At 39.6% G+C, this 12626-nt stretch carries 14 protein-coding genes; 2 read left to right on the plus strand and 12 right to left on the minus strand.

All coding sequences use genetic code 11. From position 1 onward, the window contains the following. Positions 1-17: 17 nt before the first annotated feature. Positions 18-503 carry a DsrE family protein gene (locus EV695_RS13380; protein ID WP_131906489.1) on the minus strand — a complete coding sequence of 162 codons (486 nt, stop codon included), beginning with the start codon at positions 501-503 and terminating at the stop codon, positions 18-20. A gap of 416 nt (positions 504-919) precedes the next feature. On the opposite strand from EV695_RS13380, the gene EV695_RS13385 reads away from it, so the two are divergent. Then, positions 920-1780 carry an NAD-dependent protein deacetylase gene (locus tag EV695_RS13385; RefSeq protein ID WP_131906490.1) on the plus strand — a complete coding sequence of 287 codons (861 nt, stop codon included), beginning with the start codon at positions 920-922 and terminating at the stop codon, positions 1778-1780. A gap of 149 nt (positions 1781-1929) precedes the next feature. Then, positions 1930-2850, plus strand: coding sequence for a Rossmann-like domain-containing protein (locus EV695_RS13390; RefSeq protein WP_131906491.1), 921 nt, complete (start codon positions 1930-1932; stop codon positions 2848-2850). A gap of 35 nt (positions 2851-2885) precedes the next feature. Here the strand turns inward: EV695_RS13390 and EV695_RS13395 are convergent, their stop codons facing one another. The 11 genes from EV695_RS13395 to lepB form a co-directional block, all read right to left on the minus strand. Beyond that, the gene (locus EV695_RS13395) at positions 2886-3233 is read right to left on the minus strand and encodes a hypothetical protein (RefSeq protein ID WP_131906492.1); all 348 of its coding nucleotides are present in this window, start codon (positions 3231-3233) and stop codon (positions 2886-2888) included. A gap of 53 nt (positions 3234-3286) precedes the next feature. Next, entirely contained in the window at positions 3287-5707 is a 2421-nt protein-coding gene (parC, locus tag EV695_RS13400) for a DNA topoisomerase IV subunit A (protein ID WP_243651609.1), read from the minus strand. Next, the gene (locus tag EV695_RS13405) at positions 5676-6464 is read right to left on the minus strand and encodes a 3'-5' exonuclease (protein ID WP_131906493.1); all 789 of its coding nucleotides are present in this window, start codon (positions 6462-6464) and stop codon (positions 5676-5678) included. Before EV695_RS13405 ends, parC begins: the two co-directional genes overlap by 32 nt. After that, entirely contained in the window at positions 6461-7357 is an 897-nt protein-coding gene (gene cysM, locus EV695_RS13410) for a cysteine synthase CysM (protein WP_131906494.1), read from the minus strand. Before cysM ends, EV695_RS13405 begins: the two co-directional genes overlap by 4 nt. 147 nt (positions 7358-7504) lie before the next feature. Further along, entirely contained in the window at positions 7505-7885 is a 381-nt protein-coding gene (acpS, locus tag EV695_RS13415) for a holo-ACP synthase (protein WP_131906495.1), read from the minus strand. Between the two features lie 14 nt (positions 7886-7899). Further along, positions 7900-8652: a pyridoxine 5'-phosphate synthase gene (gene pdxJ / locus EV695_RS13420; RefSeq protein ID WP_131906496.1), complete on the minus strand. Its 753-nt coding sequence runs from the start codon at positions 8650-8652 to the stop codon at positions 7900-7902. Positions 8653-8818: 166 nt separating this feature from the next. Then, positions 8819-9508 (minus strand): DNA repair protein RecO, encoded by a 690-nt coding sequence (recO, locus tag EV695_RS13425; protein ID WP_131906497.1) that lies wholly within the window; start codon positions 9506-9508, stop codon positions 8819-8821. Positions 9509-9545: 37 nt separating this feature from the next. Next, on the minus strand, positions 9546-10487 hold the full coding sequence (era, locus tag EV695_RS13430) for a GTPase Era (protein WP_243651610.1): 942 nt from the start codon (positions 10485-10487) through the stop codon (positions 9546-9548). After that, entirely contained in the window at positions 10484-11179 is a 696-nt protein-coding gene (rnc, locus tag EV695_RS13435) for a ribonuclease III (RefSeq protein WP_207907085.1), read from the minus strand. Before rnc ends, era begins: the two co-directional genes overlap by 4 nt. A 70-nt stretch (positions 11180-11249) precedes the next feature. Next, a complete protein-coding gene (locus tag EV695_RS13440) occupies positions 11250-11744 on the minus strand; it encodes a DUF4845 domain-containing protein (protein ID WP_131906499.1) in 495 nt (164 codons plus the stop codon). A gap of 90 nt (positions 11745-11834) precedes the next feature. Continuing rightward, a complete protein-coding gene (gene lepB, locus EV695_RS13445) occupies positions 11835-12464 on the minus strand; it encodes a signal peptidase I (protein ID WP_424273801.1) in 630 nt (209 codons plus the stop codon). Positions 12465-12626: the final 162 nt, after the last annotated feature.

Consider the following 12626-nt stretch of genomic DNA (forward strand, 5'->3'; position numbering starts at 1 on the left):
AATCATCACGCTTATAATCAAGGCTTGATGTAAGTGTAACCTTGCATTTGTAGCTTTGATAATTCTGCAACACCACTCGGTACTATCTCCGACTCTTCAACGTTGTACAAATCATCACTGACGCTAACTTTTCTGCCTTTCACGGTATTGTTACACACATTAAACACAACACCCTGATCTTTTAATCCATCAATTCTGGCGGTCATTTTATCCGTTGCATTTGCATGTTTGAATTTAGGTAAACCTTCGAGTGAATCTGGCTCCAACAATAACGCCAATCCATTACCGTGCAAAACTACTTTAATATCCATATTTTCTGCACCGACAGCATTAATATGATTCTGAATATTCACTAATGCACCTCTTTGCTGTTTCGGATTATCATAATTTATGTGGTAAACCACTTTTTGCTTTCCATAACCATTTTCAGCCGCATTGACTGTAGAAAAACTGGTTATCGTTAAAAATACTAAAGCTAAAATACTGGTCATTATTTTTTTCATGGTCGATCTCCTAACGGGTTAATATTCATTGTTTGAGTATCTAAATCTAAGCGAGCTTCGGTATTTATTATTGATGGCATTTCACTCTACCGATAAGTAAAAAAGCCTTCATACCCTATTTTTTGTATAGATAAAGCCTGAATATACGTCAAGCCCTACTCCCATATCAAATGACTGAAGCAACACCTGAGCGATCAAAATGGCTTTAGAAACATTCACCAGGGTTGATTCAACATCACTGTCTGCAAAACATTCTGTAAGAATGTACGTTTAGAATTTGTTTTTATATGCAGAAAGTTGTAAAAGTCTTCATAAAATTAGTCATGTTTCTATACTTTTAAACCTGTCTCTATACTATAGACGTATAAGCGACTGTTTTATTCCATAATTTTAATAATTAAGACTCATTTTAATTTATGCCTCAAGAAAGCACGAATACCCAATATTCAAACACTGATCAGCTCATTACTGCGTTAAAAAACAAACGCAATATCTGGGTACTCAGTGGTGCAGGAATTAGTGCTCCATCCGGAATTCCTACCTATCGAGATAACAAAGGCAATTGGCAGGCCGGAAATCCTATTCAACATAATGAGTTTATAACCCAGGAATCATTCAGAAAACGCTATTGGGCACGAAGCATGGCTGGCTGGATTATTACGGGGCATGCAAAACCAAATGCGGCTCATCAGGCTATTACCCAATTGCAAGAAAGCGGACGTGTATCAAAAATTGTGACTCAGAATGTTGATAGACTTCACAGCAATGCTGGCGCTAAAGAGGTTATCGACTTACACGGACGGATAGATCAAATAATTTGTCTGGATTGTAACGACATCAGTAGACGCGCAGATTATCAACCAAGATTAGAAGAATCCAATCCCGCGTTAAACAGCTATATTGAACGTATCAGCAGCAAAGCATTGCCTGATGGCGATGCGAATATCGATGACTATGCGACCGATACGGTGAACATTCCACCTTGTGAAAAATGCGCTGGCACATTGATGCCAGATGTTGTTTTTTTTGGCGGCATTGTACCTAAAGAACGCGTTGAGCTAGCCTTTAAAACCTTGGCAGAAGCTGATTGTTTATTGGTGATTGGCAGCTCACTGAAAGTATTTTCCGGTTTTCGATTCCCGCGTTGGGCACATCAAAATAATCTGCCGTTATACGCTATTAATCAAGGCGAAATGCGAGGAGAAGAAATGTTTGATCTGGTTGTTCCAGAATCCTGCGAAGAGATTCTGCCAGAACTGGTTAATCAACTAATCTAAATACTCTGATTCACACCCCCCTACTTTCAGCGGTTTTTTTGTTAAGACGAAAAACTAAAATAGCTGAAATGAGACAACAACATTGAATAGTCGAATACCTGTTTACTTAATCTACTATCACTTCTGTTTTCTTTTTTACGGACATTGTTATGGACATTAACAGCGAATACATAGAACTATTCACAGACATAGCTCAGCAAATCGAGCTACCAAAGATTGAAGGTTTCTGCTTACCGCAATCGGATAACGATTACGAAAATACAAATCAAGAACACAATAAAAAAGATATCGTTACTATCGATAAGAATCTAAAAAAGAAAGACGAATTTGGTGTGGTCATTTTAGAAGATGGCAGTGCCGGCGCTTTTTATACCAGTTTAGATGACACGCTCATTCAACTGGAAAACCACTTGGAAAACATCTATTCAAACATCAAAGACGAAAACCAGAGCACACTGAGTCTTATCAAAAAGTTTAATAGTCATTCACTGCATGAAAGAGCAATCGCTTTGGGCGCAATCAATGCGGTTAGCCAATTTATTATGGATAAAGCGGGTTATATTCCAACCAATAAAAATAACACCAGTACTGGAATTGATCAGGCCAGGCAGGGAGAACGGATCGGCATGATTGGTTACTTCTCACCGTTAATCAAAAGATTGACCAAAAAAGGTATTGAGGTACTCGTACTTGAAAAAAATCCAGGTCGCGTAGAATTACAGGCAGGTGTGGTTTTAACCGAAAATGTAAAAGACCTGACCAGCTGCCAGCATATTCTGTGTACTGCTTCTACGCTCATCAATTACACGCTGGATGAGGTGTTATCACACAGCAAACAAGCAAAGTCGTTCAGCCTTATTGGCCCGAGCGGCAGTAGCCTTCCTGATATTTTATTTGAGCGTGGGGTAAATGCCATTGGCGGATATCATTTCACCGACATTCCCGCTTTGAAACTGGCATTAGCTAACAAAGAATCATGGGGGCATGCGGGTAATAAATACCAGTTAACCCCTGAAGATTATCCAGGTGTTGAAACGCTATTAAATAGGATTAAAAACAAGGCTAAATAAAATTGTAAGTCACCCCCCTACTTACAGGCCTTTTTTTACAGATCTTTTTTCTTGCGCATAAATAGTAAGAAAACAAGAATCAAAACGATATTAAGTATATTCAAACCCACCAAAGCAAAGAACAAACTGGTGATTGGCAATGTTTCAAGCTGAGCGTTTGCCACACTGTTTTTATAACGAAGTTTTAATGCTAACTGCCTTTCTTGAAGCTTCTTGGAGTCTATTTCATCCTGACTGATTAAATCGTCTAACAACTGCAACTGGGATGATTGGCTTATCATCGCTCCCGACCTTTCACCTATAGGCAAAAAATCTGGGGCTTTGAAGACAATCGCCATAGATAACAGGGATGTAAATAGTATCCAGCCCAGTAATATCTTCATAATTTATCTATCGCTATCAATATGGGTATTGCGCTACTCACTTGTATCGAGCGCTATTCAGCCTCTAAATGACTCACATTACGATAACCTTGTGGCAAAAGTTTACCCCGCTTACCGCGTTCAGCCTGATATTCAATCACTTCGGCGCCTTGTATTGTTTTATGCTTTTTGCCCGCATGAATAATCAATTTAGCACCTTGTGGGAAAGCGATCATCGCCACTACACTTTCTTCGCCTTCTTTAAGGCGCTTGCTCGGCACATTGATGATTTTATTGCCTTTTCCGCGAGGTAGCTGCGGTAATTCATGGGCATTAATAATCAATAAATACCCTTCGCTAGTTACTGCCGCAATCATATCCGTTTCGATATCACTAATTACCGAAGGGTTAATGATTTTTGCACCTGCATTACCCAAACTCACAGTCGCCTTGCCGGCTTTTGCACGACTTAGCATGTCTTCGAACTTACAGATGAAACCGTAACCGAAACTGCTTCCTAGCAAGAAATATTCTTCATTTTTTCCCATTAAGGAATAATTGAAAGTAGCGCCTTCTGCGGGTTTGAAACGCCCACTGAGTGGATCACCCTGCCCGCGCGCGGATGGTAATGTATGGGCTGCTAGCGTATAGCTTCGACCCGTACTATCAAGCAAAACAACTTGTTGATTTGATCGCCCTTGCGCTGAAGCTTGATATTTATCGCCTTGTTTATAGCTCAAGGAATGCGGATCAATATCGTGACCTTTGGCCGCTCGAATCCATCCCATTTGTGACAATACAACTGTAACAGGCTCTGAAGGGATTAATGCATTTTCATCAAGAACTTGTGATGCTTCACGTATAACAATCGGCGAACGACGATCATCGCCGTATTTCTCTGCGTCTTCTTTGAGCTCTTTCTTGATTAATGACGTCAGCTTGTTAGGAGAATCCAATAAGCCCTGTAGCTCATCACGTTCTTTAATTAACTCATCTTGTTCTGCGCGAATCTGGAATTCTTCCAGTTTTGCCAAATTACGTAAGCGTAAGTTAAGTACTGCTTCTGCCTGAATATCACTGAGAGAAAAGCGCTCCATCAGGATTGGTTTAGGCTCGTCATTCTCTCGAATGATTCTGATGACCTCATCTATATTAAGGTGAGCCGTTAATAAGCCTTCTAATATGTGTAAGCGTTCAAGAACTTTGTTTAAGCGCCATTCGATTCGCTTGATAACCGTAGCACGACGGAATTCTAACCATTCAGACAATACGGCTTTCAGGTTTTTAACTTGTGGCTTACCGTCAATACCGATCATATTCATATTGACGCGGTAATTGCGCTCAAGGTCGGTACTGGCAAATAGATGTGACATCAACTGGTCGATATCGACACGATTCGAACGCGGTGTAATCACTAATCGCGTTGGATTTTCGTGATCTGACTCGTCGCGTAAATCTGCCACCATTGGCAATTTCTTTGCACGCATTTGTTGCGCAATTTGCTCTAAAACTTTGCCGCCAGAAGCCTGGAATGGAAGCGCGGTAATGATCACATCTCCATTTTCTTTTTCCCAGACTGCACGTTGTTTTATGCTTCCTTTGCCCGTTTCATATATTGAAGCAATTTCTTCAGGCGTACTGATTATCTCTGCATTCGTTGGGTAATCAGGCCCTTTGATGAATTCACTTAGCTCTTCAATGGAAGAGGTTTTCTTCTTCAGTAATTGCAAACAGGCATTAACCACTTCACGCAAGTTATGTGGCGGGATATCGGTCGCCATACCAACGGCAATTCCTGAACCACCATTTAGCAAAACATTAGGTAAACGTGCTGGTAATAATGATGGTTCTTTTAAAGTGCCATCAAAATTGTCAGCCCATTCAACCGTTCCCTGCCCTAATTCCTGCAACAAGACTTTTGCATAAGGTGTTAATCGAGATTCGGTGTAACGCATAGCAGCGAAGGATTTTGGATCATCCTGCGAACCCCAGTTACCCTGACCATCAACCAATGGATAACGATAGGAAAATGGCTGAGCCATCAGCACCATCGCTTCATAACAGGCGGAATCACCATGCGGATGAAATTTACCCAATACATCACCAACGGTACGTGCTGATTTTTTATGTTTGGAAGCGGCAGATAGGCCCAGCTCCGACATCGCATAGACGATACGTCGTTGAACAGGTTTTAAACCATCACCAATATTGGGCAGAGCTCGATCCAAAATAACGTACATGGAATAATCGAGATAGGCTTTTTCAGTGTATTTTTCTAGCGACAATCTTTCTATACCATCGTCGAAAGAACCTCCGCCACTGCCAGAGCCTCCATTCCCACCAAGGCCATCTCCATTATTGCCAGCGATGCTTTCATCGTCTATCTCTTCGCTATCGATCTGTTTGTCTTCCATATCTTCTGTATCAGCGCCTAATAGGTCTAATTGTGTTTCATCTACCATTTCAAATATTTTTCCAAGATTTTGAAAATTCAAGCAAGTGTTCTTTGCCAGAGTTATCTAACTTTTCTTTTAACAGCGTGTACTCAGCATCTAATTCATCGTTATCCAACTCTCCGCGCATCAGTTGATAACGCAAATAAACCAGATAGGTGTTGAGTACATCTGTTTCGCAATAGTTGCGAATCCCACTCAAATTCCCCTTTTGATATTCATCCCACACCACAGAGCCATCCATTCCCATTTTTCCGGGAAACCCTAAGAGCATCGCAATATCTTGCAAAGATGCCGCCGCATTATGATTATAACTAGCAAGCACATCCATTAAATCGGTGTGACGCTCGTGATAACGACTTAGATAGTTGTCGTAACGAAACGCACTATTGTTATCCCCCTTTTCCCAGTAACCGGGCGCACTAACTTTATTTTTTAACGTTCTGTAGTGAATCACGGGTAAATCGAACCCCGTGCCATTCCATGAAACTATCGTCGGAGTTCGCTGCTCTATTTCTTTAAAGAACAATGATAGTAAATCGGCTTCACTACTATTTTCATCACCCAGACTTCTGACCAATACTTCATGCCCCATATCATCGCCCATACCACGATAAACGACTGAGATAGCCACAATTTTTTGCAAATGAAGTGGCAGAAAGTCACTGCCTGTTTTTTGCTTTCGTAAGTGAAATAACGCTTTTGCAGTACTTTCATCATCCAGCCCTTGAAGGTCATGGATAATTTTTCCACCTGCGATATCGGGTACTGTCTCTATATCAAATACCAGTACATTCATGAAGGAAAAACTCCTGTTGATATGTATCGATCACCTCTGTCACAGATTATGGCAACAATGATGGCATTGCTAACTTGCTCTGATAATTTTAGGGCAGATGCAACCGCGCCACCTGAAGAAACACCGCAGAAGATACCTTCTTCGGTAGCCAGTCGAAGCATGGTGGATTCTGACTCTTTCTGGGTGATGTCGATTTCAATATCTACCACGCTAGCGTCGAATATTTCAGGGATATATTCTGGAGACCAGCGTCTGATTCCAGGAATTTCTTCATCATTCGTTTTAGGACGGACTCCTACAATTTTTACGTCTTTATTTTGTTCGTGCAAATAACGACCGGTACCTGTAATTGTTCCTGTTGTTCCCATTGCACTGACAAAATGTGTTACTTCGCCTTGAGTATCTCGCCAGATTTCAGGGCCTGTGGTTTCGTAATGCGCTAAAGGATTGTCTTGATTGGCAAATTGATTCAGCAACAGGCCTTCTCCATCCTGTTGCATCTGCATGGCTATATCTCGTGCGCCTTCCATGCCACCTTCTTCTTTAGTGACTAATCTGAGTTCAGCACCATAAGCTTTCATTGATGCGCGTCTTTCGGCGCTGAGACTCGCAGGCATCAACAATTTCATTTTGTAACCACGCATAGCTGCAACCATTGCCAAGGCAATGCCTGTATTGCCACTGGTCGCTTCAATTAATGTATCGCCAGGCTTTATATCACCACGCTCTTCTGCACGCTTAATCATGCTGTAAGCCGCTCTGTCTTTAACTGAGCCCGCAGGATTATTCCCTTCTAATTTTGCAAGAATCGTATTCGAAGTGTTGCCAGGTAATCTTTGCAGTCTTACCAACGGTGTATTGCCAATAAGGCTTTCAATAATTGGATATTCCATCTGTGTTTCCCTGTGCCCCTCGTTAAAACTAGGAGTATAAATAAAAAGTGCCTATAAGTGGGGGGGTGTATTTTAAATAATAATGCTGATCTGGTTTCGGTTCGCCTAACTTAGCTAAACGTGTCTTAATCGATAACTAATGTTTATCTAGCTTTCTAAGATAACATAAGCAACTGCATATTTTTTCTCATCGCTGAGTGTAATATGGTGCTTCTTTACACCGAGCTTGTTGGCAATGGCTAATGTTTCCCCATAAAGCGTTAATACTGGCTGACCATCTTTGGTGTTGCTAATTTCAATATCATGAAATGACACCCCGCCAGCGATACCTGTACCCAAAGCTTTGGATACTGCCTCCTTTGCGGCAAAACGCCTTGCGACATACGAAACAGGGTTTTTAAACTCCTTATAAACCTCTAATTCGTTTTCATGCAGAATTCGCTCTATAAACCCGGTCGGAAACTTATCCATCAATCGTTTGATTCGTTTGGTTTGAACGATATCTGTACCTATACCTATAATTCCCATACGTGTAAGACTATTTAACCTAAATCTCTTGCTTCTCGCATGATTTGTAGCATTTGACGGGTTGCTCGACTAATACCCACAAAGACTGCACGCGAGACAATGGAATGCCCGATGTTTAATTCTCTAATCTCGGGAATTTTAGCGATCACGGTTGTATTCGAATAATCTAATCCATGACCTGCATTGACTTGTATACCAAGTGAGTGAGCAAATTCTGCTGCTTCAACAATCCGATCAAACTCACGAGCTTGTGCATCACCTTGCGCATTTGCATAGGTTCCTGTGTGCAGTTCGATAACAGGGGCACCCACATCATTAACACGTTTAATCTGCTCGATATCAGGTTCGATGAATAATGAAACACGGATTCCTTGTTCTGATAATGTTTTAGTACATTTTTGAATACGATCAAATTGTCCAATGATATCCAGACCGCCTTCAGTAGTTAGCTCCTCTCGCTTTTCAGGTACAATACATGCATCTTCAGGGTTAACGTCACAAGCAATACCAACCATTTCATCGGTTGCAGCAAGCTCTAGATTCATGCGGACATTTATCTGTTTGCGGATATCGTAGACATCTTGATCCTGAATATGACGGCGATCTTCTCTTAAATGAATAGTAATCGCATGAGCGCCTGCTTCTTCTACTAAAAAAGCCGCCTCTAATATATCAGGATACGCTGTTCCTCTAGCCTGTCGTAACGTTGCGATATGATCGATATTTACCCCAAGCTCTAATTCTTCGTGTATTGCCTTATCCTGCATCACATTCCTTCTTTTATTTAATCTAAGTTTTTTTTAACTTTTTTCTATACGCTTATATAAGATGAGACACGACAAAGTCAAAGCTATCGATTCGTCTACGCTTATTTGTGTTGAATTATAGGTTAAATCCTTCAAAGGGTGAATGTTTTCAGTATTTCTCTTATTGCTATAGTTTCAATAATTTACGCGTATTTATGACTCGAGGAGATAAGCTAGAAATTACCTTATCTAAAAAGGGCCTCAACTCTGCCCAATACTTGACGTCCATTGATTGCATATCTTTTATTTGATGAAGTAATTGGGCATGAATAATCGGGATATCTGAACTTACGGGATAATTCATATCTATTTCTGTAATGCCTTCTGCAGAGGAGAACGAATACTTAACATTCTGCTTAATCGCTTCCTCTGATAATTCGATATTATCAATTGGAAAACCCATGATATGTAACATATATACTTCAAATCGCATCAGTATTTGACGGTTTATTTGAGTATCACCGAGTTTATGCAATGTGTATTTATAAGCTGAAAAAAGCTCATTCTGAGGCATATGTTGTTGAGTGAGCAATAACAGGAGTTCATTCAAATAAAGTCCCATCATCAATTCTGAGGGAGGAATCTCATGTCGGCCACGTTCATCAGCTTCGACCAAGGTCTGAACGTCGCCTTTACCTATCCATTGCAAATGAAGATATCTGAATGGTTCAGTATTTCCTTTAACAATTTTACCGCGTTTTTTTGCGGGTCGAGCGACACAACAGATACGCCCATAATCTTCCGTGAATATATCGAGCAATAAACTAGTATCACGAAATGGGCGCCTATTTAATACATAACCAAAGGATTTTTGCATTTCAAATACTTAGAAATCAGTATTTGAGAAATACTGGTTATAATTCACGATTAGAAATAATACCTAATTCGTTTAAATGCCTTGGGTTGTTTTGCCAGTTTTCTTCAACTTTGACCCATTGTTTGAGCATTACTTTTTTCATCAAAAACTCTTCCAGTGACCGACGAGCTCCCTGGCCAATACGCTTTAAGGTTTCTCCTTTTTTACCAATGATGATGCCTTTCTGATTTTTCCTATCCGTCCAAATAACCACTTCAATTGTTACCAAGTCGTCAGTCTCTTCGTATCTCTCAATTTCAACAGCTGTGGTGTAAGGTAACTCTTCGTGTAAATTGAGCACCAACTGTTCGCGAATTAATTCTCCACAGATGAAGCGCACTGATTTATCGGTAATATAATCTTCAGGGTAGATAAACTCAGACTTTGGTATTACTTTTAGCAATGATTCAATAACAATATCGGTATTGATCCCTTTCGCCGCAGATACTGGAATCAATTCGGCAAAATCTCTTTTTTTAGACACCATTTGCAAGAACTCAAAGAGTCTTTCTTTCTCTTTGATACGATCCACTTTATTGATTAAAAGTAACACCGGTTTAGTTGTATGCTTTAGTCGGCTGATGACAAAATCATCTTCTTCTGTCCACTTCAGCGCTTCAACGATAAAAATAATAGCATCCACATCTTCTACAGCAGCAACGGCCTCACTATTCAATGTTCTATTGAGTAGGTTTTTAGAATTTAAATGGATACCTGGAGTATCTGTAAATATGATTTGGTAACCGGGATGAGTGTCGCCTTGTACCTCTGTCACAATCCCGCGAATATTAGTTCTCGTGGTTTGAGGCTTATTTGCGATAGCAGAGATTTTATAACCGACCAAATGATTAAGTAGCGTGGATTTGCCAACATTTGGACGACCTATAATAGACACGGTTCCACATTGCGTATCTACAGGATTTATCACTTCACGACTCACTTGGTTTTTTCCTTTTTCTTAGAGAATAGTTCTTTCACAATATCATATGCATTTTGAGCAGCTTGTTGCTCTGCTTTCCGTCTGGAACTTGATATCCCTTTGGTCTCAATATCCAGAGATTCTATAATACACTCTGCCGTAAATACCTGACGATGGTCATCACCACTTGTATCTATCAAAGCATAACTTGGGATTTCTAATTTACGAGATTGCAAAAGTTCTTGCAGGCGACTTTTCGGATCTTTCAACGAATCTTCAGAAGGTAGTTCATCAAAACGGTTAGTATATATTTTCAATACAAAACGTTTAGCTTCCTCAATACCCTTTTCAAGATAGACACTGGCAATAACAGCTTCCAGAGTATCAGATAAAATAGACTTTCGCCTAAATCCCCCACTCTTTAATTCCCCTGCGCCCAAACGCAAAAAATCGCCCAACGATAACTCGTTAGCGATTTCAGCTAAAGTATTTTCATTCACTAAAGAAGCGCGAAGGCGAGATAGATAACCTTCAGAAGCACGAGGCATTCTTACATACAGCTCATGCGTAATAATAACGCCTAAAACGCTATCACCCAAAAACTCCATCCGCTCGTTATGTGTATTATTAGCACTTCTGTGGGTCAACGATTGCACAAAGCAATCAGTTGCCATGTGTTTATGACCTAAAAGGTCTATAAGTTTTGATCTCATAAATATCAGATTTATACAAAAAAATGATATTTATCTTATCACGCACTCTTAAGTAGAACTAAAACATAGTTTAGTTAAGATTTAATTTTTCTCTCTCACGACTAGCTTTTAAATCATTTGAATCAATATCGACTTTCGCATCAGGCTCACCCAATATCACAGAATGTTTAAACTTGATTAAAAAATTTAAATTATAAAACCAGTTTTCCGGAACATCATAAGTAACAGTAAGTACTTTTCTATTGTTACCTTTTTTTAACTTGGTTAATGTAAATGGGTTCTTAATTCTCTTTGATTTATCTTTGCTACCATAATAACTATATTCTAGGCTTCTTAAATTATTTAAATTTAAATATTTTTCAACTTTGGAGTAAATGACTCTTTTATCTGCATTTTTAATTCCTGGCTCCGAAGCTATATTCTTCATCAAACCTTTCACACTATTAAATTCCACATAATAAGGTGCTACTTTAACAACCGCACTAGCTAATAATATTGCAACTCCAGCTGCTAACAACCAAGAAACCATTGTTGCACCACGTTGCTTATTTTTATTAATTTTCATTTTATTATCTCTTTAGAATTACAACTTTATTCGAAGATAATATGACATAAACATAGTGAAGCTAAGCTTAACAATTTAACTACAGAGAAATTAATCGACAGAAGCACCGATACGAGAACCTTTAAAACCATCGCCACCGTCTGACCAATCCCAATGCATCCAGACAAATGAAGCCTTACCCACTAAATTTTGCTCGGGAACAAACTTCCAGAACCGACTATCGCTACTATTATCTCTGTTATCCCCCATCATAAAGTAGTGACCTTCAGGAACTTGCCATTCTCCAGCTTGAGAAAAACCAGGAAAGTTTATTAATTTATGTTCGACGGAGTTTTCCTCCGATTTGTTTGCTGAATTATTAACAGGTAAAAACTCTTTTAATTGGCTGACGTTTATATCTCTTCCGATCCTGTCCTTGGTTAGATACTCACCATCATTTTCATAGATAACGGGCTTATCGTTTATGATAATTTTCTTATCTGCAGTCCAACGGATTTTATCGCCGGGTAGACCGATTAGTCTTTTAATATAATTGATTTTTGGATCAGGAGGGTAACGAAAAACAACTACATCGCCGCGCTCTGGCTCGCCTATATCTAATATTTTCTTATACGTAATAGGAAGTCTCACCCCATACGCATATTTCTTTACCAAAATGAAATCGCCGATTTCCAAGGTTGGAATCATGGAACCAGAGGGAATACGAAAAGGTTCTGCCACAAATGATCGCACAACAATAACAATCAATAAAATTGGGAAAAATGACCTTGAATAATCAAGTAGTAAAGGCACCTCCCCACTTTCATCGTCTTTTTTAGGTGCAAAAAAATAATAAAGTAAAACTATTCCTGTAAATAAGGTAAGACAAACTAGAATTACTTC

This window comes from Cocleimonas flava, from assembly GCF_004339015.1.
Lineage (GTDB): Bacteria > Pseudomonadota > Gammaproteobacteria > Thiotrichales > Thiotrichaceae > Cocleimonas > Cocleimonas flava.